General features: G+C 67.0%; 22 protein-coding genes. 12 read left to right on the top strand and 10 right to left on the bottom strand.

Annotated elements, in window-relative coordinates:
* The first annotated feature begins 4 nt into the window (after positions 1-4).
* From ACFTWF_RS15185 to ACFTWF_RS15155, 7 genes are read left to right on the top strand one after another with little or no spacing between them, the layout of a single operon-like run.
* Positions 5-1,231 (top strand): cytochrome P450, encoded by a 1,227-nt coding sequence (locus tag ACFTWF_RS15185; RefSeq protein ID WP_378462031.1) that lies wholly within the window; start codon positions 5-7, stop codon positions 1,229-1,231.
* A complete protein-coding gene (locus ACFTWF_RS15180; RefSeq protein ID WP_378462030.1) occupies positions 1,224-2,009 on the top strand; it encodes an SDR family oxidoreductase in 786 nt (261 codons plus the stop codon). The genes ACFTWF_RS15185 and ACFTWF_RS15180 overlap by 8 nt, the downstream gene beginning before the upstream one ends.
* Positions 2,006-3,358: a cytochrome P450 gene (locus ACFTWF_RS15175; RefSeq protein ID WP_378462029.1), complete on the top strand. Its 1,353-nt coding sequence runs from the start codon at positions 2,006-2,008 to the stop codon at positions 3,356-3,358. Before ACFTWF_RS15180 ends, ACFTWF_RS15175 begins: the two co-directional genes overlap by 4 nt.
* Positions 3,358-3,573, top strand: coding sequence for a ferredoxin (locus ACFTWF_RS15170; RefSeq protein ID WP_378462028.1), 216 nt, complete (start codon positions 3,358-3,360; stop codon positions 3,571-3,573). The genes ACFTWF_RS15175 and ACFTWF_RS15170 overlap by 1 nt, the downstream gene beginning before the upstream one ends.
* Positions 3,573-4,121 carry a nuclear transport factor 2 family protein gene (locus tag ACFTWF_RS15165; protein ID WP_185727730.1) on the top strand — a complete coding sequence of 183 codons (549 nt, stop codon included), beginning with the start codon at positions 3,573-3,575 and terminating at the stop codon, positions 4,119-4,121. The genes ACFTWF_RS15170 and ACFTWF_RS15165 overlap by 1 nt, the downstream gene beginning before the upstream one ends.
* Positions 4,115-5,371, top strand: a complete 1,257-nt coding sequence (locus ACFTWF_RS15160) for a hypothetical protein (protein WP_378462027.1) — start codon at positions 4,115-4,117, stop codon at positions 5,369-5,371. Before ACFTWF_RS15165 ends, ACFTWF_RS15160 begins: the two co-directional genes overlap by 7 nt.
* 12 nt (positions 5,372-5,383) lie before the next feature.
* Positions 5,384-6,994 carry an acyl-CoA synthetase gene (locus ACFTWF_RS15155; RefSeq protein WP_378462026.1) on the top strand — a complete coding sequence of 537 codons (1,611 nt, stop codon included), beginning with the start codon at positions 5,384-5,386 and terminating at the stop codon, positions 6,992-6,994.
* 43 nt (positions 6,995-7,037) lie between these two features.
* On the opposite strand, the gene ACFTWF_RS15150 is transcribed toward ACFTWF_RS15155, so the two are convergent.
* The 3 genes from ACFTWF_RS15150 to ACFTWF_RS15140 all read right to left on the bottom strand — a co-directional run bounded on the left by ACFTWF_RS15150 (position 7,038) and on the right by ACFTWF_RS15140 (position 9,467).
* Positions 7,038-7,703 carry a GNAT family N-acetyltransferase gene (locus ACFTWF_RS15150; protein WP_378462025.1) on the bottom strand — a complete coding sequence of 222 codons (666 nt, stop codon included), beginning with the start codon at positions 7,701-7,703 and terminating at the stop codon, positions 7,038-7,040.
* A 102-nt stretch (positions 7,704-7,805) separates the two neighbouring features.
* Positions 7,806-8,294 carry a nitroreductase family deazaflavin-dependent oxidoreductase gene (locus ACFTWF_RS15145; RefSeq protein WP_378462024.1) on the bottom strand — a complete coding sequence of 163 codons (489 nt, stop codon included), beginning with the start codon at positions 8,292-8,294 and terminating at the stop codon, positions 7,806-7,808.
* 9 nt (positions 8,295-8,303) lie between these two features.
* Entirely contained in the window at positions 8,304-9,467 is a 1,164-nt protein-coding gene (locus ACFTWF_RS15140) for a steroid 3-ketoacyl-CoA thiolase (protein WP_378462023.1), read from the bottom strand.
* Between the two features lie 160 nt (positions 9,468-9,627).
* Between ACFTWF_RS15140 and ACFTWF_RS15135 the strand changes: the two genes are divergently transcribed.
* A complete protein-coding gene (locus ACFTWF_RS15135; RefSeq protein ID WP_378462022.1) occupies positions 9,628-10,884 on the top strand; it encodes a cytochrome P450 in 1,257 nt (418 codons plus the stop codon).
* Between the two features lie 87 nt (positions 10,885-10,971).
* The gene (locus ACFTWF_RS15130; protein ID WP_378462021.1) at positions 10,972-12,225 is read left to right on the top strand and encodes an erythromycin esterase family protein; all 1,254 of its coding nucleotides are present in this window, start codon (positions 10,972-10,974) and stop codon (positions 12,223-12,225) included.
* Here the strand turns inward: ACFTWF_RS15130 and ACFTWF_RS15125 are convergent.
* From ACFTWF_RS15125 to ACFTWF_RS15105, 5 genes are read right to left on the bottom strand one after another with little or no spacing between them, the layout of a single operon-like run.
* On the bottom strand, positions 12,222-12,635 hold the full coding sequence (locus ACFTWF_RS15125) for a nuclear transport factor 2 family protein (protein ID WP_378462020.1): 414 nt from the start codon (positions 12,633-12,635) through the stop codon (positions 12,222-12,224). The genes ACFTWF_RS15130 and ACFTWF_RS15125 overlap by 4 nt on opposite strands.
* A gap of 9 nt (positions 12,636-12,644) precedes the next feature.
* Positions 12,645-13,508, bottom strand: coding sequence for a TIGR03619 family F420-dependent LLM class oxidoreductase (locus ACFTWF_RS15120; RefSeq protein WP_378462019.1), 864 nt, complete (start codon positions 13,506-13,508; stop codon positions 12,645-12,647).
* Between the two features lie 17 nt (positions 13,509-13,525).
* On the bottom strand, positions 13,526-14,701 hold the full coding sequence (locus tag ACFTWF_RS15115; RefSeq protein WP_378462018.1) for a thiolase domain-containing protein: 1,176 nt from the start codon (positions 14,699-14,701) through the stop codon (positions 13,526-13,528).
* Positions 14,701-15,765, bottom strand: coding sequence for a thiolase domain-containing protein (locus ACFTWF_RS15110; RefSeq protein ID WP_378462017.1), 1,065 nt, complete (start codon positions 15,763-15,765; stop codon positions 14,701-14,703). Before ACFTWF_RS15110 ends, ACFTWF_RS15115 begins: the two co-directional genes overlap by 1 nt.
* Positions 15,766-15,777: 12 nt before the next feature.
* Positions 15,778-16,758 (bottom strand): Zn-ribbon domain-containing OB-fold protein, encoded by a 981-nt coding sequence (locus ACFTWF_RS15105; RefSeq protein ID WP_378462016.1) that lies wholly within the window; start codon positions 16,756-16,758, stop codon positions 15,778-15,780.
* A gap of 79 nt (positions 16,759-16,837) precedes the next feature.
* Between ACFTWF_RS15105 and ACFTWF_RS15100 the strand changes: the two genes are divergently transcribed.
* The gene (locus ACFTWF_RS15100; protein WP_378462015.1) at positions 16,838-17,875 is read left to right on the top strand and encodes an LLM class F420-dependent oxidoreductase; all 1,038 of its coding nucleotides are present in this window, start codon (positions 16,838-16,840) and stop codon (positions 17,873-17,875) included.
* A gap of 93 nt (positions 17,876-17,968) precedes the next feature.
* Here the strand turns inward: ACFTWF_RS15100 and ACFTWF_RS15095 are convergent, their stop codons facing one another.
* Positions 17,969-18,928 (bottom strand): hypothetical protein, encoded by a 960-nt coding sequence (locus ACFTWF_RS15095; protein WP_378462014.1) that lies wholly within the window; start codon positions 18,926-18,928, stop codon positions 17,969-17,971.
* Positions 18,929-19,089: 161 nt separating this feature from the next.
* The gene (locus ACFTWF_RS15090; RefSeq protein WP_378462013.1) at positions 19,090-19,914 is read right to left on the bottom strand and encodes a crotonase/enoyl-CoA hydratase family protein; all 825 of its coding nucleotides are present in this window, start codon (positions 19,912-19,914) and stop codon (positions 19,090-19,092) included.
* Between the two features lie 79 nt (positions 19,915-19,993).
* On the opposite strand from ACFTWF_RS15090, the gene ACFTWF_RS15085 reads away from it, so the two are divergent.
* Both ACFTWF_RS15085 and ACFTWF_RS15080 read left to right on the top strand, forming a co-directional pair.
* Positions 19,994-21,646, top strand: a complete 1,653-nt coding sequence (locus tag ACFTWF_RS15085; protein WP_378462012.1) for an acyl-CoA synthetase — start codon at positions 19,994-19,996, stop codon at positions 21,644-21,646.
* Positions 21,647-22,762, top strand: coding sequence for an NAD(P)H-dependent flavin oxidoreductase (locus ACFTWF_RS15080; protein WP_378462011.1), 1,116 nt, complete (start codon positions 21,647-21,649; stop codon positions 22,760-22,762).
* The last annotated feature ends 6 nt before the right edge of the window (positions 22,763-22,768 follow it).

The raw sequence follows: 22,768 nt of genomic DNA, 5'->3' as shown, positions 1-22,768 counted from the left end.
TGCCATGACCGCAGCCTCGATGCCCGGGGTGTCCCGCAATCCGGTGACGTTCAATCCGTACGACTATGGCTTCCACGAAGATCCGTACGTCACGTATCGAAGACTGCGGGAAGAGGCGCCGGTCTACTACAACGAGGAACTCGACTTCTGGGCGCTGTCCCGGCACGCCGACGTCGTCGCGGCGTTCCGCGACAACCAGCGCCTGTCGAGCGCGAACGGAGTGTCGCTCGACCCGGCGGCCTACGGTCCGCACGCCCACAAGACGATGTCCTTTCTCGCACTCGACGATCCGCGGCACATGCGGATGCGGCAATTGGTGTCCCGCGGCTTCACCCCGAGGCGGGTGAACGAACTGGAGGGCCGCATCCTGGATCTGACCCGGCAGTACCTCGACCCGGCGCTCGACGCGGGCGAGTTCGACTGGATCGCCGAATTCGCGGGCAAGCTCCCGATGGACGTGATCTCGGAGCTGATGGGAGTGCCGGAGGCCGACCGCGGCGAACTCCGCCGGCTCGCCGATCTGGTGGTGCACCGCGAGGAGGGCGTTCTCGACGTGCCGCACGCAGCGATGGAGGCGTCGCTCTACCTCGTCGGCTACTACGCCGACATGCTGGCCGAGCGGCGCAGAAAGCCGACCGAGGACCTCACCTCGGCCCTACTCGAGGCGGAGATCGACGGCGACCGGCTCACCGACGACGAGATCATCGCCTTCATGTTCCTGATGGTGGTGGCGGGCAACGAGACCACCACCAAACTGCTCGGGAACGCGCTGTACTGGGGTTTCCGCTATCCGGCCGAGGCCAGGCACGTGTTCGACGACGCGAGCCGGGTGCCGGAGTGGGTGGAGGAGACCCTGCGTTTCGACACGTCCAGCCAGATGGTCGCGCGGACGGCGGCCGTCGACCTCGATTTCCACGACCGGACGATTCCCGCCGGCGACAAGGTCCTCATCCTCATCGGCTCCGCGAACCGCGATTCGGCGGTGTTCGAGGACGCCGACGCATACCGGATCGGCCGAGACACGTCCAACAAGCTCGCGAGCTTCGGCGGCGGCACCCACTTCTGCCTCGGCGCCCACATGGCCCGGCTGGAAGCGCGGATCGCCCTCACCGAACTCGTCACCCGCATCGACGACTACGACATCGACGAGGCGAACAGCGTGCGGGTCCACTCGACCAACGTGCGCGGTTTCGCTACCCTCCCCATGAAAGTGCAGGTCCGCGATGCCTAGATTCGAACCCAACCCGCAGCGCCGCCCGTCGGTCGTCGCCGGGGCGTCGTCCGGAATCGGGACGGCGACGGCGTACGCGCTCGCGGAGGCCGGTCATCCGGTCGCGCTCGGTGCCCGCCGGGTCGCCGAGTGCGAGGAGATCGCGGAGAAGATCCGCAGCAACGGGGGAGAGGCGTTCGCGCACCACCTGGACGTCACCGACACCGCCTCCGTCGACGAATTCGTCGTCGCGGCCGAAAAGGCGCTGGGCCCCATCGAGATCGCGCTGTCGGGAGCCGGAGACCTGGAGTTCTCCGTTGCGCACGAGATGGACCCCGACCAGTTCCTGGCGCAGGTCGACGTCCACCTGGTCGGCGCGCAGCGCCTCGCGCACCGCATCCTTCCCGGCATGATCGAACGCCGGCGCGGAGACTTCGTCCTGATCGGATCCGACTGCGCCGACACGCCCCGGCCCCGGATGGGCGCGTACAACGCCGCCAAGGCCGGTGTCGAGATGATGGGCCGGCAGATGCGAATGGAGTTGGAGGGCACCGGCGTCCGGGCGTCGGTCGTGCGTCCGGGCCCCACGCAGACGTCCATGGGGATGAACACCACCGAGGAGGTCATCGGACCCGTCCTCGAGGACTGGGCGAAATGGGGATTCGCCCGGCACTCGTATTTTCTGCGCGCCTCCGCGATCGCCGACGCCGTCGTCGCTGCCGTCAGTGCACCCCGTGGCGCACACATGGTGCTGATCGAGGTGCAGCCCGAGGCGCCCCTGCGAAAGGATGGAGAATGAATCCGGTTTCCCCGCAACGGGTGTCCGGCGGCGAGCACGAGCACGGACATCTCGACGAACTGCGCACCGACCCGATCGCGCTGATGCGCCGCGTCCGGGACGAATGCGGCAATGTCGGCGTCTTCCAGCTCGCCGACAAGAAGGTGGTGCTGCTGTCCGGCGCCGAGGCCAACGAATTCTTCTTCCGCTCCACTGACGAGGATCTCGACCAGCAGGCCGCCTACCCGTTCATGAAGCCGATCTTCGGCGAGGGAGTCGTGTTCGACGCGAGCCCCGAGCGCCGCAAGGAGATGCTGCACAACCAGGCGCTGCGCGGCGAGCAGATGAAAGGCCATGCCGCGACGATCGCCCACGAGGTCGACCGCATGGTGGCGCGGTGGGGCGACGAGGGGGAGATCGATCTCCTCGAGTTCTTCGCGGAGCTGACCATCTACACGTCCTCGGCCTGCCTGATCGGGAAGAAGTTCCGGGAGCAACTCGACGGCCGGTTCGCGCACCTGTATCACGAACTGGAGCGGGGCACCGACCCCATCGCGTACGTCGACGCGTACGCCGACATCGAGAGTTTCCGCCGACGGGACGAGGCGCGCGTGCAGCTGGTGGCGCTCGTCCAGGACATCATGACCGGGCGCATCGCGAACCCGCCTCAGGGCAAGGAGGATCGGGACATGCTCGACGTGCTCGTCTCGATCAAGGACGAGAACGGCAACGAGCGCTTCACCGCCGACGAGATCACCGGCATGTTCATCTCGATGATGTTCGCCGGGCATCACACCACGTCCGGCACCGCGGCCTGGACCCTGATCGAGTTGCTGCGGCACCCGGACTACGCCAAGCAGGTGGTCGCCGAACTCGACGACCTCTACTCGGACGGCTCCGACATCAGCTTCGGGGCGCTCCGGCAGATCCCGAAACTCGAGGCGGTACTGAAGGAGACGCTGCGGCTGCATCCGCCGCTGATCATCCTGCTGCGCGTCGCGCGCGGCGATTTCGAGGTCGGCGGCTACCGGATCGCCGAGAACGACCTCGTGGCGGCCACCCCGGCGATCTCCAACCGGATCGCGGACGACTTCCCGAACCCGGACACGTTCGATCCCGAGCGCTACATCGACCCCAACCAGGAAGACATCGTCAACCGCTGGACGTGGATCCCGTTCGGCGCAGGCAGGCACCGCTGCGTCGGGGCCGCGTTCGCGCTGATGCAGCTGAAGGCAATCTTCTCGATTCTCCTGCAGGACTGGGAGTTCGAGATGGCGCAACCGTCCGAAACATACCGCAACGACCACAGCAAGATGGTGGTGCAGCTGCAGCAGCCGTGCACGGTGCGGTACCGGAAGCGAAGCACGTGATGAAAGTCGAAGCCGACCTCGACCTGTGCCAGGGCCATGCCGTGTGCGAGATGGAGGCACCCGATGTCTTCGCCGTCCCCAAACACGGCAAGGTCGAAATCCTCGACACCGACCCACCGGAGACTCTGCGCGCGGAGGTGGAGAGCGCCGTGCGCTTCTGCCCGACCCAGGCCCTGCGGATCCTCGCGGACAACGACTCAGAAGGAGATTCCTGATGGCCCCTTTCGACCGCGCCGAACTCGACGAGATGGTGCAGCGCTGGGTGGACGAGAACAAGAGGTGCGAGTCGCTCGGCGACTGGAAGCCGCTCGCCGAGATGTACACCGAGGACGCCACGTACGGATGGAACTACGGGCCGAAGGACGACTTCATGGCCGTCGGCCGGGACGAGATCCGCGACCTGGCGCTCGGGCAGGAAATGGACGGGTTGGAGGGCTGGGAGTATCCGTACCAGCAGTTCGTCGTCGACGATCGCAGCGGCGACGTCATCGGATTCTGGAAGCAGGTGTCCGAACGCACCCGCGACGACGGCACGCACTATCAGGTCACCGGAATCGGTGGCAGCTGGTTCCGGTACGGCGGCAACTTCCAATGGTCTTGGCAGCGTGACTTCTTCGACTTCGGCAACGTCTCCAGCCTGTTTCTCGAGATGATCACGAACAACGCCATGTCCGACGGGATGAACGCGCGGATCCAGCGCGCGACGTCCGGCCGGTTGCCGGGCTGGTATCCCGTCGGGCAGGCCCCGGTTCCGCTGTGGTGAGTACAGTGAAGGTTGCGGCGTCGTTCGCCGATCTGTCCCGCGAGGACCTCGCGATCCTCGTTCCGGAACTGCTCCTGTGCGGTCATCTCATCGACCGCTCCGGTATGCCGCACCTGATCGGGGCGTTCGGTCGCGAGGGCATGACGCAGGTCGCGATCGAGGAGTGGATGGCTTCCAGCCCGATCTACACGAGACGGATGCAACGGGCCCTGGGGTTCGAGGGCGACGGCGTCGTCACGATCTTCAAGGGCCTGCAACTCGACATCGGCGCACCGCCCCAATTCATGGACTTCCGGTACCGCGTCACCGATCACGACCACGGCGAGTTCTGGCTCGAACACTGCGGCGCGCTGATGGACGTCGAACCGATGGGCGACGAATACGTGACGGCCATGTGCCACGACATCGAGGACCCGACGTTCGACGCCACCGCACTGGCCACCAACCCGCACGCGCAGGTGCGTCCCGTGCACCGCCCGCCGCGACGGCCCGCGGACCGGACACCGCACTGTCTCTGGACGGTCACCATCGACGACGCCCATGTGCCGCCCCCGATTCCGGACGGTCTGGTGACGGTCGGGAAGTCGCGGGCGGCGACGGTCGCGCTGTCGCCGATCGACAGCGGCGGGCAGGGACGGCACGACTACGCCGGCGCACTCCTCGACGATCTCCGGTTCGCGGACTTCTCCCGTTCGGCGCTGACCCGGATGGCCGAGGAAGTGTGCATACAGCAGCATCTGCTGACCCTCGGTTTCCTGCTCGCCGTGCGGGCCCGCACCGACGACGCGGCCGCGCTCGACCTCGCCCGCAAGCAACTCACCGGCATCGCGGGACTGACGTCGGAGCGGATCCGGAACGCACTCGGGCTGCCCGCGGATCTCGAGGGCCTGGCCGCCGTCCTCACCGTGCACCCGGTGTTCAATCCCCGTCAGTACGTGGACGTCACGCTGGCGCTCGGCGACCGTCTGCTGCTCACGCTCGGACGGGACTGCGGGGCCGGGGCGGACGGGGCGTGGCCGTCGATGATCGACGGCGAGCACCTCGCGCCGTTGAATGCGCTCGTCCGAGGCGTGTCGCCGAGATTCGCGGTGCGGGTGGTCGAGGAGACGGCGACGGCGCTGACCGTGGAGGTCGTCACCGGTGAGCCGCCCGCGAAGGAAGCAGCCGAGGTCGCGCTCACCCGGTTCAGCACGGGAGCCGACTTCGCGTTCACCGACCGCGGAATCCCCCTTCCACTCACAGTCGTTTGAGAGGACACTCCCGTGGCCTACAACCTGGCGGACCTCTTCGAGCATTCCGTGGACGCGATGCCGGAGCGGGTGGCACTGATCTGCGGCGCTCGTCGCGTCACCTACCGGGAACTGGAAGACCGGGCCAACCGACTGGCCCACCACTTCCTGGACGTCGGACTGACCACCGGTTCGCACATCGGCGTGCATCTGCACAACTCGATCGAGACCATGGAGACGCTGCTGGCGGCGTACAAGATTCGCGCGATCCCGGTCAACATCAACTACCGCTACACCAGCGACGAACTCGCCTACGTCTACGGCAACGCGGAACTCGACGCCGTCGTCCACCATCGGATCTACGCCCCGCGCATCGCGGAGGTCCTGCCGTCGCTGCCGAGGATCCGGCACACCGTCGTCGTCGAGGACGATCTCGGTGGCGCCGGCCTGCCCAGCGACTCGGTGCCGTACGAGGAGGCGTTGTCCGGCAGCGGCGACCGGGACTTCGGCGAACGCAGCTCCGAAGACCTGTTCATCATGTACACGGGCGGCACCACGGGACGTCCCAAAGGGGTGGTGTGGACGCACGAGGCGATCTGGCGCGTCCTCGCGGGCGGGCTCGACTTCTACACCGGTGAGTCGATCGACGACGAATACCAGCAGTCGCGGATGGGGTCGCAGGGGGAACCGACGCTGTGGTTCGCGTTGCCGCCGCTGATCCACGCGGCCGCGATGATGCCGACGTTCACCGCGCTGTTCAGCGGCAACACCGTGCTGCTGGAATCGAAGTTCGACGCCGACCGGACGTGGGAGCTCGTCGAGCGGCACCGGGTGCAGATCCTCATCATCACCGGAGACGCGATGGGGCGGCCGCTGATCGAGGCGCATCGACCCTCGCGCACCGACACGTCGAGCCTGGGTGTCGTGGCATCCGGGGCCGCGCTGTTCTCCCCGGTGATCAAGGACGCCTTCCTCGACGCGTTCCCGGGACTGCTGGTCTCCGATTCCATCGGTGCCTCCGAAACCGGCTTCGGCGGAATCGGTTTCGCCACCAAGGGGGAGAATCAGGTGGGTGGGCCCCGGGTGCCCGCCGGACGGTACGCCCTGGTGCTCGACGACAACGACGTGCCCGTCGAACCGGGCTCCGGGACGGACGGCTGGTTCGCGAAGGGCGGGTACGTCCCCCTCGGCTACTACAACGACCCCGAGAAGACCCGGGAGATCTTCCGGGAAGTCGACGGGCGACCCGTCGTCGTCACCGGCGACCGTGCGCGGATCGAGGCCGACGGATCGATCACCCTCCTCGGCCGGGGCAACATGGTGATCAACACCGGCGGCGAGAAGGTGTTCGCCGAGGAAGTCGAGAGCGCGGTCAAGGCGTACCGCGACGTCTGGGACGCCATCGTCGTCGGCGTCCCCGACGAACGATGGGGTCACCGCGTCTCCGCGGTCGTGCAGGCACGCAACGGCCGGGGCGTCGACTTCGCCGGGCTCGAGGAATACGTGCGGCAGAGCCTGGCCGGCTACAAGATTCCGCGGCTGGTGTGGGTGGAGCCGACCGTCCAGCGCACGCCGAGCGGCAAACCCGACTACCGGTGGGCCCAGGGCGTCACCGAACAGCGCGACCCCGACCACCGCACGTGAGTGGCAAAGTGTGCTCCCGCACGCTTTGCCACTCACCTGCGGGTCAGGCGGGAGCGCGGACGACCAGTACCGTTCCCGGGAATTCGGCGGCGAGTTCCTGACGGCTGTGCTTCACGGCCGCGGTGCCGTAGCCCTTCTTCCGGGCGTCGGGGGAGATCCAGATCGCGACGTCGACCTCACGCCCCGACAACTCGCCGAACACCATGCCGACGGCCGTGTTCTCCGCGGTGTCCTCACACACGAACCATGCCGCGGACTCGTCGTCGACCCGGCTCAGGCCGTCGGCGCGTTCCTTCTCGACCCGCTCCTCGGACCACTGCGTGCCCGCGTCGTCGACCTGCTCGACGCAGCGGCGCCGGAACAGGTCGGCGTCCTCATCGGTTTCGGTGAACGGGCGGAGGCGGAAATTCCGCCCGGTGCTCGCCGGCCGATCGCTCGCGGTCCACTCCAGCGTGGCATCGAGGTCTTTCAGTTCCGTCTGGATGCGCAGCCGCTCGACCTTGGTGAGCCGCCGGAACGTCAGGTTGAGGACGGCCTCCGCATACGCCTCGGTGGTGTCGAGGAGTGCGGCGACAGTGGTGAGGGCCTCGGCGTGGTCCTCGCTGTCGACGATGGCGTCGAGAACCTCGTGTCGCTGCTCGAGTGCGCGCAGCAGGACCGCGGTGAGCTCGCGACGGTCGTGTATCCGATCTTGAACCTGTGTACTCATGTCTGCAATTCCCTCGCCCTCGGCCGTCCTACAAGTCCGTACGCGTCAATACTGCAAGAAGTCCTCCGGCATGGCACCCGTTACCCGGCGGTACATACAGTTCTATCGGGGAGTGCAGACGACGACGGGGATCGTACGGTCGGTCCAGGCCTGGTAGTTGTCGAAATCGGCGTACATGTCGACGAGCCGGGGCCACAGGTCTGCGCGTTCGGTGGGATCGGCCACGTGGGCGGTCATCGGCCGCATCCGCGACTTCACCTGGACGGTCACCTGTGGGTTCGCGCGCAGGTTGAGGTACCACATCGGGTGCTTGGGGAGGCCGCCCTGCGACGCGACGAGGACGATCCGGTCGCCGTCCTCGAGGAACAGCAGCGGGCTGATCCGCGGTTCGCCGCTCTTCCGGCCGGTGGTGGTGAGGAGGCAGACGGGCAGACCGCGCGGGAAGGCGCTGCCGACCCGCCACCTGCTGCCCAGCCGGCCACCCGTCCGCCGGTACAACACGACGTTGATTTTCGACATCCACTTGATGGCGGAGACGGTCCACTTCGAGTCGAGGCCGGGCGGTCGGGCGGCGGCGGTGGGTGCGTTCATCGGGCGGCCCTAGATCCGCTCGATGATGGTGCCGGTGGCGAGTGCGCCGCCCGCGCACATGGTGATCAGCGCGGTCGATCCGTCGGTGCGTTCGAGTTCGTGCAGTGCGGTGGTGATCAGACGGGATCCGGTGCTGCCGACGGGATGGCCGAGCGCGAGCGCGCCGCCGTTGACGTTGACCCGGTCCATGTCGGGTTCGTGCACCGACGCCCACGACAGCAGCACCGACGCGAAGGCCTCGTTCACCTCGAACAGGTCGAGGTCGCCGATCTTCATGCCGCTGCGTTCGAGGACGCGGGCCGTGGCCTGGACCGGTCCGTCGAGGTGGAATTCGGGTTCGGAGCCGACGAGTGCCTGGGAGATGATCCGTGCCCGCGGCGTCAGGCCGAGTTCGCGGGCCCGGGCCTCGTCCATGAGCATGACGGCGGCGGCGCCGTCGGAGATCTGCGACGACGTGCCCGCGGTGTGGATACCGCCCTCGAGAACGGGCTTCAGCCTGGCGAGCGATTCCGCGGTGGTGTCGCGCAGACCCTGATCGCGGCTGACCACCTGCGTCTCACCCGTGAGCGTGCCGTCCTTGTCGACGACGGGCGCGGTCACCTGCAGCACTTCCCGGTCGAATCGTCCTTCGTCCCACGCCTGCTTGGCGCGGGCCTGCGAACGCACGCCGAGGGCCTCGACGTCGGCGCGGGTGATTCCGCGGCGACGGGCGATCCGCTCGGCGGCCTCGAACTGATTGGGCATGTCGATGTCCCATTCGGCGGGCCGGCGCGGGCCGGCGTTCTCGCCGACGTTCGCGCCGAGCGGCACCTGACTCATCGCTTCGATGCCGCAGGCGATTCCGACGTCGATGGCGTCGGTGGCGATCAGTCCCGCGACGAGGTGGTTGGCCTGCTGGGCGGAGCCGCACTGGCAGTCGATCGTGGTGGCGCCGACCTGCCAGGGCAGTCCGGCGTGCAGCCACGCGGTCCGGGTGATGTTGTTCGACTGTGCACCGGCCTGGGTGACGCAACCGCCGATCACCTGTTCCACCAGTTCGGGGTCGATGCCGGAGCGGTCGAGGATGCCCCGCTGAGCGGCGCCGAGGATCTCGGCGGCGTGCAATCCGGACAGCCAGCCACCACGCTTTCCGATCGGAGTGCGTACGGCCTCGACGATTACTGGTGTGCCCACGGCGGGCTCCTTTCCTTGTTCTCAGAAAATAGAACAGGTTCTGCTATCCGGGCAAGGGATGAATGAGCTTTCCTTTGCTCGTCGCCCGGCTTGTGCTTCAATGCTAGTAGAACGTGTTCCACATCACGGAGTGGTGTATGGCCTAGGGCAGGAGACAGCAGTGGCGCAGCCCAATCTTCCAGAGGGTTTCGACTTCACCGACCCGGACATCTACGCAGAGCGCATCCCCTACCGGGAGTTCGCCGAACTGCGGAAGACCGCTCCGATCTGGTGGAACCCGCAGCCGCCGGAGATCGGTGGCTTCCACGACGACGGCTACTGGGTCGTCAGCAAGCTCGAGGACGTCAAGGAGGTGTCGCGGCGCAGCGACGTGTTCTCCACCCACGAGAACACCGCGATCGTGCGCTTCGCCGACGACATCCCGCGCGAGAACATCGAGATGCAGCGCTTCATCCTCATCAACAAGGACGCTCCCGAGCACACGAAACTCCGCAAACTCGTCTCCCGCGGCTTCACGCCCCGCGCGATCAACAGCCTGCGCGAAGAACTCACCGAACGCGCCGAGAAGATCGTCAAGGACGCCGCGAAGTCGGGGGCAGGCGACTTCGTCACCCAGGTGGCGTGCGAGCTTCCGCTGCAGGCGATCGCCGAACTGCTCGGTGTGCCGCAGGAGGATCGACTGAAGGTGTTCGACTGGTCGAACCAGATGACCGGCTACGACGACCCCGAACTGGACATCGACCCGAACGCCGCATCGATGGAGATCCTCGGCTACGCGTACCAGATGGCGGACGAGCGCAAGAAGTGCCCCGCCGAAGACATCGTCACGACGCTGATCGAAGCGGATATCGATGGAAATGAGCTCTCTCCCGAGGAGTTCGGCTTCTTCGTGATTCTGCTGGCGGTCGCCGGCAACGAGACCACCCGCAATGCCATCACGCACGGCATGATCGCGTTCCTGGACCATCCCGATCAGTGGGAGCTCTACAAGAAGGAGCGCCCCAAGACGGCGGCGGACGAGATCGTCCGGTGGGCGACCCCGGTCAACTCGTTCCAGCGCACCGCACTGGAAGACACCGAGCTCGGCGGAGTGCAGATCAAGAAGGGGCAGCGAGTCGTAATGCTCTACGGCTCTGCGAATTTCGACGAGGACGCGTTCGAGAACCCGGAGAAGTTCGACATCCTGCGGGAGGACAATCCGCACGTCGGATTCGGCGGCACCGGCGCCCACTTCTGTCTCGGCGCCAACCTGGCGCGCCTCGAGATCGACCTGATCTTCAATGCGATTGCGGATCACCTGCCCGATATCAGTAAGCTGGGAGATCCGCGGCGGTTGCGCTCGGGCTGGCTCAACGGCATCAAGGAGTTTCAGGTCGATTACAACACTGCGTCAGGCGGTTGCCCGGTCAGACACTGACCCCCCTGATTCAGCGGCGTCGGAGGGCACCCTCATCCTCTCCGACGCCGCTGTCCTCTTTCCGTGCGAGGAAGGTTGGAGCGAGCCATGACGCTGCAGTCCACTGTCGCAGACCTCGGCGCCGGCTTCTCCGCGCCAGGCGACCCGAGCGTCACCGTCGCCCTCCGCGCATTCCTTCGCCGCCTGGACACCGCGCCTCGCCTGCTCGGGTTCGGCGAGCCCATGCACGGGGAGGAGAGTTTTCTACTGCTCCGCAATCAGATGTTCCGGTACGTCGTCGAACACGAGGGTTACCGATCCATCGCGATCGAAAGCAGTTGCCTGAAGGGGATACTCGTCGATTCCTCGGTGCGAGGCGTGAACGTGCTGCCACTCGACGACGTCATGGCACAGGGTTTCAGCCACGGATTCGGTGAGTCCCGGGCAAACTGCGACCTGGTCCGATGGATGGCCGACTACAACAGCCGCCGTGAACCGGAGGAGCGCCTGCGATTCTTCGGTTTCGACGCCCCCATCGAGATGACATCCGCCGACAGCCCCCGGCAGGCCCTGACCTTCCTCGACACCTACCTGCGGACCCACCTCGACGAGAGGGATCTGCCCTGCACTCCGGATCGGATCTCCGCGCTGATCGGTGACGACGACCGCTGGAGCGACCCGGCCGTCGCCATGGACCCGACCCGATCCGTCGGAGCCACTGCCGAGGCCCGACAGTTGCGTCTGATCGCCGAAGACCTGATGACGCTGCTGGCGTCGGAGGCGCCTCGCCTCGTCGCCGCGGGTACGCGGGACGAATGGTGGACGGCCGAACTGCACGGTCGCGTCGCCACCCGCCTGCTCAGCTATCACGCCGGAATGGCAGAGGACTCCCCACGCCGCATCGCCCGGCTACTGGGTATTCGCGACAGCCTCATGGCGGACAATCTGTCCGCGCTGGTGCGGGCGGAGGCCGAGCGGGGCCCGACATTTGTTTTCGCCCACAACGGTCATGTGCAGAAGGGCGAAACCCACTGGGATCTCGCCGGAATGCATCTGGACTGGTGGTGCGCCGGCGCGCACCTGAATCTGCGGTTCGGCGACGCCTACACGGTCATCGGTTCCGCCGTCGGAGAGGCGCCCGGCCACGGCATCGGACAGCCGCCACCGGGCACCCTCGAGGATCGGCTCTTCGCGATCGGCGAGAGTTGTCTCGTGCCTGCCGCGGCGGTGGCGGACGCCGTCCGCGGTGCGGACAAGCGGGCAGACCCGTCGGGCAACTCCACGTACTTCCCGCTGGACCCCGCCTGCGTCGGCGAACTCGACGCCGTTCTCTTCGTCCGGCACCTCGACGAGACCGCTTAGATCTTGCGCAGTGTCTTCATCGCCCGCTCGACCTCCCAGAAGGCCCGCAGCGAGGTGATCTTGCCTTCGTCGTTCACGCGGTAGACGAACACACCCTCGGCGTCGATCTGCGATCCCGCGACCGTGGACCGGATGGTCCCGATGTTCACGTTCTCGTTTCCGCAGACCAGTGAATCGGTGATGAGGAACTCGAGCGATTCGGTGGTCGCGATCGTCATGTCGTAGAACCGGGAGATCGCGTCGAGGCCGTGGTGACCCTTGCCTTCGGGGTCGAAACCCGAAGGGCCGACCGGGTCTTCCACACACGCGTCCTCGGCGAACAGGGCCAGCCACTCTACCTTGCGCCTGCCGCTGGCCGCCTCGCGGGACGCCTGCCCGGCGAGGCGGGCGGGATGGTCGGTCGTCGTCATGCCTTCCCCCTATCCGATGTACTGGTCGGCGAACTTGCGCAGCGACTCCTGCTTGGCCTCGAGCGGTCCGTCGAAGCCGATGCCGTCGAACACCCACGGGACGACGATCGTGTCGGTCACTCCGGCGTCCTCGAGTTCGGCGTACCCGTCCTTGCCGAAACGGTCGATGCAGACGGTCTGGATCTCGTACGGAAGGTCGGCGCGGCCGTACTCCTCGCGGAGTTCCCGCAGCCGCGCGATGACCTGCACGAGATCGTCGAACTTGATCATCGCGGACGTCCAGCCGTCGCCGACCCGCGCCGCGCGGCGCAGGGCGACATCGGTGTGCCCGCCGACGTAGAACGGCACCGGCTTCGTCGGGGCGGGGCTCATCTGCAGGCGGTCGAAGTCGTAGAAATTCCCGTGATACTCGACCATCCCGCCGCCGAGGATCAGTTTGATGACGTCGATCATCTCGTCGACACGCGCACCGCGCTTCGCGTACGGCACCCCGCACCATTCGAATTCCTCCGGTGCCCAGCCGATCCCGACGCCGAAGCCGAACCGGTTGCCGATCAGGTTGGCGACCGATCCGACCTGGCGTGCCAGGAGCACCGGGTTGCGGGAACCCAGCTTGAGGACCTGGGTGTAGAACTCGATCTTCGACGTCACCGCGCCCATCGCGGCCGCCGCGATCAGCGGATCCACCCACGGCGTCTCCTCGGTCCACATCCGGGAGCCGTCCGGTGTGTACGGGTAGTCGGCGCTCTGCTTCTCCATGAAGAACAGCGAGTCGGGGAGTGCGATGGACGAGAACCCGCACTCCTCGGCTGTTTTCGCGAGAGCCGGCAACTGATCGAGGGGATTCATGGCGATGCCGACGGTGAATTTCACTGGTGACGTCCCTACTGCTAGTTGTTCGGCCGGTCGGAACCGACCACCCACATCGAGAAGTACTGCGAACCGCCGCCGTAGGCGTGCCCGAGTGCCTTGCGTGCGTCCTTCACCTGGTGGTCGCCGGCGCGGTGCATCACCTGCATCGCCGCCTCGGCGAACCGGATCATCCCGGAGGCGCCGATCGGATTGGACGACAGCACGCCGCCGGACGCGTTGAGCGGAAGTCGGCCGCCGATAGCCGTCTCGCCCGCCTCTGTCAGCTTCCAGCCCTCCCCCTCGGCGACGAAGCCCAGATTCTCGAGCCACATCGGCTCGAACCAGGAGAAGGGAACATAGATTTCGGCGACGTCGATCTCGTCGAGCGGATCCTTGATCCCGGCCGCCTTCCACAGCGCTGCCGCGGCGTCCCGGCCCGCCTGCGGATTCACCTGGTCGCGTCCGGCGAACGTGGTGGGCTCGGTACGCATCGCGGTGGCGTGAATCCACGCGACCTCACGACCGTCGGCGGTGACCTGCTCGGCGGCCTCCTCGTTGCCGATCACCAGGGCGCAGGCGCCGTCCGAGGACGGGCAGGTCTCGTCGTAGCGGATCGGGTCCCACAGCATCTGCGAGGCCTGCACGGATTCGAGGGTGATGTCGGGCTGCTTGAGGTGGGCGTAGGGGTTGAGGCTGCCGTTCAGCCGGTCCTTCACTGCCACCATCGCGCCGATGTGGTCGGGCGCCCCGGACCGCCGGATGTACGAGCGGACGTGCGGGGCGAAGTAGCCGCCCGCGCCGGCACCGACCGGCATGTGGAACGGAATCGGCGTGGACAGGGCCCACATGGCGTTCGACTCGGACTGCTTCTCCCACGCCACCGTCAGCACCCGCTTGTGGACCCCCGACTTCACGAGGCTGGACGCCACGCACGCGGTCGATCCGCCGACCGAACCCGCGGTGTGCACACGCAGGAGCGGTTTGCCGTTGGCGCCCAGTGCGTCCGACATCGCGAGCTCCGGCATCATCGACCCCTCGAACAGGTCGGGGGCCTTGCCGATGACGACGGCGTCGATGTCGTCCCAGCCCACCCGCGCGTCGTCCATCGCGCGGTCGATCGCCTCGCGCACCAGCCCGGACATGGACACGTCGTGCCGTTTCGCGACGTAATGGGTCTGACCGGTGCCCAGTACGGCGGCCAATTGATTCGCCATCAGTTGCGTCCCTCCAAGACTGCGACCAGATTCTGTTGCAGCACAGCACCACTCGTGGCGTGCGCCAGCGCGCGCCCGGCGTTGCCGTCCATGATGGCCTTGGCTGCGTAACCTATGCGTTCCAGGCCCGCCGAGAACATCGGGTTCCCGCTCAGCGGGCCGCCCGACGGGTTGATCGTCGTCGCATCGGACAGTCCGATGGCCTCGCGGAGGATCAGTTCCTGATGGGTGAACGGTCCGTGCAGCTCGGCCACGTCGATTCCGCCGACGTCCCCACCGGTGGCGGCGCGGGCGGAGGCCGTCGTCGACGGTGAGACCGTCAGGTCGCGGGCACCGAAGTTGGGGGAGTCGATCCGATGCTCGATCCCGGTGATCCACGCCGGCCGCTCACACAACTCACGGGCACGGTCGCCGGCGGCGAGCACGACCGCGGCGGCACCATCGGTGATCGGTGCGCAGTCGTGGGCGCGCAACGGATCCGCGACGAACGGGCTGGCGAGCAGTGTGTTGATGTCGACGTGCCCCGATAGCTGGGTATTCGGGTTGCTCTCGGCGGCGGCCCGGCTGCGCGCGGCCACGGCCGCCATCTCCTCGGACGTCCACTTCCCGGCGTCCAGTCCGAGCCGGGCCTGCAGTCCGGCGAGCGACACCGAGTCGAGCGCGAGCGGCGTGACGAGGTAGGGGTCGAGCTGCATCGACAGGATCTTGCGGAGGTTGCCCGCCGACGACTTGCCGAAGCCGTAGACGAGCGCGGTGTCGACCTCGCCGGTCATGATCTTGACCCAGGCCTCGTAGAACGCCCACGCGGCATCCATCTCGACGTGCGATTCGTTGATCGGCGGCACCGCGCCGATCGAATCGACGGCCGAGATGAAGGAGAACGCCCGGCCGGCCAGGTAGTCCGACGATCCGGAACACCAGAAACCGATGTCGGACTTCGTGATTCCGAGCTCCTCGTACAACTGCTGGAAACAGGGAACCAGCATCTCGACGCCGTTGGTGGTGCCGGTGGTCTCGCGCACGTGGGGTGCGTGCGCGAACCCGACGACTGCGATATCTGTCATTGTGCCGCGCCCTTACAGGTGGTGTTTGTAGGTGTCGTACTCGGCGTCGGGCTCACCCGTCGGCCTGAAGTACTCGATGTTCTCGAGGGTGTAGCCCCACTCCTCGCGTGGCTTCCACTTGGCCTCCACGCGCATGCCCATCCGCACGTCGGCGGCGTCGCAGTCGAGGATCAGGTGCAGGAACGCGATGTCCGCGCCGTCGAGCAGCACGTAGGCGGCGACGTACGGCGGCTTGATGCGTTGCCCGAGGAAGGGGACGTTCACGATGCAGAACGTCGTGACGATGCCCCGGTCCGGCAGCTCCACCTGCTCCTTCGTCGGGATGCCGTCGGTGGGGTTGGCGCTGCGCGGCGGGATGTACACCTTGCCGCCCGGTCCGGTGCGGCCGCCGATCAGCTTGCCCGCCTTCAACCCTCGGAGGTAGTAGCTCTCCTCGGCGGACGCGGAGTGCAGGTAGTCGAGATCGATCGGCGTCGTGACCATGGTGACCGGTTCCGACTCGGTGGACGGCCCGGGTTCGTTCGTCGACTCGCCGGGCTCGAAGCACACGATGTCCTGGATGCGTCCTACGCGATCCGTCGCCCAGCGCGCCCGCACCCGCATGCCGGTGCTCATCCCGGCGGGGGAGTCGACGTCCACGGCGTGCACCAGCGACGTGTCGGCGCCGTCCAACCTGATCAGGGCCCACGCGAACGGGGTGGTGAGTGGCTGTCCGGCAATCGGTTCCGGCATCCACGTCCAGCTCACCACGGTCCCGGCGTCGGAGACCCCGACGAAGTCGGTGAGGGGTTCGGCGGTGCCCGGGTCGAATTCGGGCGGTGGGACGTAGACGCGTCCGTCCGAGCCGCGGGCACCGATGACCTTGCGGTCGCGTAGCGCTGTCACGAACGCACCGATGGTCGGACCCACCGATCGGGTGTAGTCGAATTGAAGTTTCAGCGGGGCGCTCAACGGTTCGTTCGAGAATTTTTCGGCCACCGCGCTCTTTCCCATGCTCACAACTTCGAGTAGAACAGGTTCTAGTGTTTGTGGCAAGGGTCACTTCTGACGACGGTCGATGCGGAGGCACACGATGAAGCTCGGGTTGCAACTGGGGTACTGGGGCGCGCAGCCGCCGGCGAATGCGCCGGAGTTGATCGCCGCAGCCGAAGCCGAGGGATTCGACGCCGTCTTCGCCGCCGAATCCTGGGGATCCGACGCGTTCACCCCCCTCGCCTGGTGGGGTTCGACCACCGAGCGCGTCCGGCTGGGCACGTCCGTCGTCCAGATCTCCGCGCGCACACCCACCAGCACCGCCATGCACGCCCTCACCCTCGACCACCTCAGCGGCGGCCGGGCGATCCTCGGGCTCGGTGTGTCCGGGCCGCAGGTCGTCGAGGGGTGGTACGGGCAGCCGTTCACCAAACCGCTCGCCCGCACCCGCGAATACGTCTCCATCGTCCGCAAGGTGCTGTCGCGGCGGGAACCCGTCACCAGCGACGGCCCGCACTACCCGCTGCCCTACACCGGTCCCGGCAGCACCGGTCTGGGGAAACCGCTCAAACCCATCACCCACCCGCTGCGCGCCGACATCCCGATCTGGCTCGGCGCTGAGGGTCCCAAGAACGTCGCGCTCACCGCGGAGATCGCCGACGGCTGGCTCGCCATCTACTACTCACCCCGCCTCGCCCCCATGTACAACGAATGGCTCGACGAAGGCTTCGCCCGCCCCGGCGCCCGACGCAGCCGCGCAGACTTCGAAGTCGCCGCCACCTGCCAGGTCATCGTCACGGACGACCGGGACGCCGCCATCGCCGGACTCAAACCGATCACCGCCCTCTACGTCGGCGGCATGGGCGCCCCGGAACTCAACTTCCACGCCCAGGTCTACACCCGCATGGGCTACGGCGACCAGGTCGACGAAATCGGCCGCCTCTTCCGCGCAGGCCGCAAAGACGAAGCCGCCGCCGTCGTCCCCGACGAGATGGTCACCGAAACCATGATCATCGGCAACGTCGACGAAGTCCGCGCCGACGTCAAACGCTGGGCCGACGCCGGCGTCACCATGCTCCTCGTCTCCTGCCGCGACGCCGGCCACGTCCGCGAACTCTCCTCCGCGGTCCTGGGCTGACCTCCGTCTGCTCCCGACCACCCCGCCCCCGCCCGCCGCCCCCCGCGCGGGCGAATGTACCTTTCGGCGCACCTGAGGCGGTGAACGGTACATTCACCCGCGCGCTGTGAGCATCCGGACCTCCGGGCGGGGCCGGGACGACGCGAGCTGGTAGTGCGACCGGAGGTCCGCGATCACGCGGTCGGGGTCGTCGCGGACGGCGCTCGGTAGCGTCGGCAGCACGATGATGCCGTGGTTCTGCATCCGGGTGCGGCGCTCGACCGTCGATTTGTACGCTTCCGGCGCGAGATGCCAGTCGAGCGAGTCGATGTCCCAGGCGAACGCGACGTCGTCGATCCAGCCATCGGGCACGGCGATGAATTGTCCGGCGGCGTCGACGACTCTGCGGTTGAAGAGCATCCGGGGCAGTCCACTACGCAACCACAGTCTGCGGGCTTCGGCCTCGGACACCGAATGGACATCGGCACTCACTTCGCGCAGCACTGCCCGGGGGAGTGCCGCGCCCCGGCAACTGCCCGAGTCCAACTCCGCGACCAGCTCGGCAACGCTCACCTCGCCTCGTTGGACCACCTCGGCGATGAGGGCTCGCGTGCCGTTCAGGGTGCGGCACCGTCGCGCCGCGTCGAGCAACGCACGAGGTAGCGGGGCGCAGGGAAGGCCGTTGCGCAACAACGGTTCCGGCAACCGCGTCGTGCGTTCGACGAGCACGAATCCGGTGGACTGAACGCGGCGGTGCGAGGCGATCAGTACATGGGCATCGCCGGAGTACGCGGCTCCGTAGCCGTACTCGTGCAGCGCCGCGCGCCCGGTCAGGACCGCATTCTCGCCGCTCAGCATGATCGCGGCGATTGCACGCTGACGTGCCGTCGGCCGGCCGTTGCCGAGCATCACGACACCCGGAAGGATGCGTTGCCAGGGCCCGCCCGGGCGGCATCGACCGTCGATCGCCGAATTCGACACACCCCACTGCCTCAGTTCAGCGGTGCGAATGATGCCGGTTCGGCTCACTCCGTACAGGTCTTCGGGGCGATGCCCCCACTCTCCGCGTCGCATGGAGTCGATGATGAGCCACCCGGCGTCGGCGGGAGGTTTAGTGACCAGGCGTTTTGGTGGGCCTGTGGATAAGTCAGGGGGCTGTGGATACTCTCAGGCACTGGCCGGATGTACCTTTCGGCGCCTCAGATGCGCCGAAAGGTACATTCGCCCGAAAGAGGTCAGCGACCCTCGAACGTCGGCGCCCGTTTTTCGGAGAAGGCGCGGGGGCCTTCCTTCGCGTCGGCGGATTTGAAGACCTCGGTGCCGAGGGCGGCGTCGATCTGGAAGGCCTCTTCCTCGTGCATGGCTTCGGTGTCGCGGATGGTTTTCAGGATCGCCTGGACGGCGAGGGGGCCGTTGGCGGCGATGAGGTCGGCGAGTTCGAGGGCCTTGTCGAGGGCCTGACCGTCGGGGACGACGTGCCCGATGAGGCCGATCTCCTTCGCCTCGGGGGCTGTGATGTGCCGTCCGGTGAGCAGGATGTCGGCGGCGACGGTGTACGGGATCTGCCGGACGAGACGCACGGCCGACCCGCCGAGGGGGAAGAGTCCCCATTTGGCTTCGGAGACACCGAATTTGGCGCTCTCGCCGGCGACGCGGATGTCGGTGCCCTGCAGGATCTCGGTGCCGCCGGCGATGGCGGGGCCCTCGACCGCGGCGATGAGTGGCTTGGTGAGGCGCCGGCCCTTGAGCAGCGCCTCGATCTTGGACAGGTCCCAGCCGCCCCCTGAAAACGAATCGCCCGGGTGTTGCGACGTCATGGCCTTGAGGTCGGCGCCCGCGCAGAATGCGCCGCCGGCGCCGGTGAGGATGGCGACCCGGATGTCCGGGTCGGAGTCGACCTGATCCCAGGCGTCCTTCATGATCGCCATCATCTCGCCGGACAGCGCGTTCCTGGCCTCGGGGCGGTTCATGGTGACGATGAGGACGTGCCCGTGTTTCTCGACGAGGCAGTGCGGTGACTGTGCCGAAATGTCGGATTTCTCGGTCGTGGTAGAGGACACTGAAGTCTCCCGAAAGGTGTGTGAGCTGGCTCTCAAATTAGGTCTTGCCAGAAACGGTAACACGTTCTACTTTGTTGACGTGGCCCTTAATATCGCAGACCTCGTAGAGCACGCAATCGACCTCGTTCCGGACCGTGTCGCGTTGGTGTCCGACGACCGGGAAGTGACGTACGCGCAGATGGAGGAGAGGGCCAATCGCCTCGGCCACTACCTGCGTGAACAGGGTGTCCGGCCCGGCGACAAGGTGGGCATCTACTGCCGGAACCGCATCGAGGCCATCGAAGCGATGGTGGCGGTCTTCAAGATCCGCGCGGTGATGGTGAACGTCAACTACCGGTACATCGAGAACGAGTTGCAATACATCTTCGACAATTCGGACATGGTCGCACTCGTGCACGAGCGCCGCTACTCGGAGAAGGTGGCGAACGTGCTCCCCGAGACGCCGCTCCTGAAAACCACCGTGGTGGTCGAGGACGGCTCCGATCTCGACTACGAGGGCATCGAGTACGAGGCCGCGCTGGCGCAGGGTTCCCCCGACCGCGACTTCGGCGAGCGCAGCAACGACGACCTGTACATGCTCTACACGGGCGGTACCACCGGCAAACCCAAGGGCGTCATGTGGCGGCACGAGGACGTCTGGCGGGTGCTCGGCGGGGGCATCAACTTCATGACCGGCGAATACGTCCAGGACGAGTGGGATCTCGCGAAGCTGGGCGCCGAGAGCCCCGGCATGACCCGTTTCCCGATTCCGCCGATGATTCACGGCGGCAGCCAGTGGGCGGTGTTCCAGAGTCTGTTCGGCGGCGGAAAGTGCGTGATGCACCCAGAATTCGATGGCCACGACGTGTGGCGGATCGTCGACCAGCACAAGGTCAATCTCATCTTCATCACCGGTGACGCGATGGCGCGCCCCATGCTCGACGCACTGGTGGAGGGCGACGCGGCGAGCGGTGAACCGTACGACCTGTCGTCGCTGTTCCTCATGGCCAGTTCGGCGGCGCTGTTCTCGCCCAGCATCAAGGACAAGTACCTCGAATTGCTGCCCAACCGGATGATCACCGACTCCATCGGTTCGTCCGAGACCGGATTCGGTGGACTCAGTGTGGTCGCGAAGGGTGATTCGCACGGCGGCGGTCCGACGGTGAAGATCGACGCGTCGACGTCCGTGCTCGGCGAGGACGGCAACCCCGTCGAACCCGGCTCCGGTGTGGTCGGCATCCTGGCGCGCAGGGGGCACATCCCGCTGGGCTACTACAAGGACGAAGAGAAGACCAAGGCCACGTTCAAGGAGATCAACGGCATCCGCTACTCCATCCCCGGCGACTTCGCGCAGGTGGAGGCGGACGGCACGGTGACGATGCTCGGCCGCGGCTCGGTGTCCATCAACAGCGGCGGCGAGAAGATCTTCCCCGAGGAGGTCGAGGGCGCACTGAAGTCGCATCCGGACGTCTTCGACGCCCTCGTCGTCGGTATCCCCGACGACCGCTTCGGCCAGCGCGTCGCCGCTGTCATCCAGACCCGTGGTGGGGCACGCCCGGGACTGCACGAGATCGCCGACGCGGCCCGCAAGGAGATCGCGGGATACAAGGTTCCGCGCAGCCTGTGGTTCGTCGACGAGATCAAGCGGTCGCCCGCAGGCAAACCCGACTACCGCTGGGCCAAGGAACAGACCGAGACCCGTCCGGCCGACGACCACAACGGCAACGGTTCGCCCGAAAGTAAAGGCGCGTAAATGCACACGAGTGTGAGTGAGAAGTTCGGCATCGAGTACCCGGTGTTCGGGTTCACGCCGTCCGAACACGTGGCCGCGGCGATCTCCCGCGCCGGCGGGCTGGGTGTGCTCGGCTGCGTCCGGTTCAACGACCCCGAGGAACTCGAGGCCGTTCTCTCGTGGATGGACGAGAACACCGACGGCAAGCCGTACGGCGTCGACATCGTGATGCCCGCCAAGGTGCCCACCGAGGGCACGTCGGTGGACCTCGAATCGCTGATCCCCGCGGAACACCGGGCGTTCGTCGACCGCACCCTGTCCGAACTGGGTGTGCCGCCACTGGATTCGGGTGCCGAGCACGCGACCGGGGTGCTCGGCTGGCTGCACTCGGTGGCGCGTTCACATGTCGACGTCGCGCTGAATCATCGAATTGCGTTGATCGCCAACGCCCTCGGTTCACCGCCGAAGGACGTCATCGATCAGGCCCACGCGAAGGGCGTTCCGGTGGCGGCGCTGGCCGGCGCCGTCGAGCACGCACGCAGACATGTCGCGAACGGCGTCGACATCGTCATCGCGCAGGGCTACGAGGCCGGTGGGCACACCGGCGAAATCGCGTCGATGGTGCTGGTGCCCGAGATCGTCGATGCCATCGGCGATTCCGCCGCGGTCCTCGCGGCCGGCGGTATCGGCAGCGGACGTCAGGTCGCGGCCGCACTGTCTCTGGGAGCGGCCGGAGTGTGGATGGGGTCGTACTGGCTCACCACCTCCGAGTACAAACTGGGCAGCGCGTCGGCCCACGGCCCGTCCGCTGTCCAGCGCGCGCTGCTGGGTGCGACGTCCGCCGACACGGTGCGGTCCCGGATCTACTCGGGTAAGCCCGCGCGCCTGCTCAAGACCAAATGGACCGACGCCTGGTCGAAGCCGGAAGCGCCGGTACCGCTCCCGATGCCGCTGCAGAATCTTCTGGTCAGCGAGGCGCATCAGCGGATCGCCGCGTCCGAGAACCCGGATGTCGTGGCGATGCCGGTGGGCCAGATCGTCGGCCGGATGAACGAGATCCGGCCCGTGGCCGAGGTGATGGACGAACTCGTCAAGGGCTTCGACACGGCAGTGTCCCGCCTCGACGGTTTCCGGTAGGTGAGT

Source organism: Rhodococcus sp. NPDC056960, from assembly GCF_042674125.1.
Taxonomy (GTDB): domain Bacteria; phylum Actinomycetota; class Actinomycetes; order Mycobacteriales; family Mycobacteriaceae; genus Rhodococcus_F.
The sequence above is the reverse complement of the archived record's forward strand: the minus strand, read 5'-3'. Positions and strand labels throughout refer to the sequence as shown.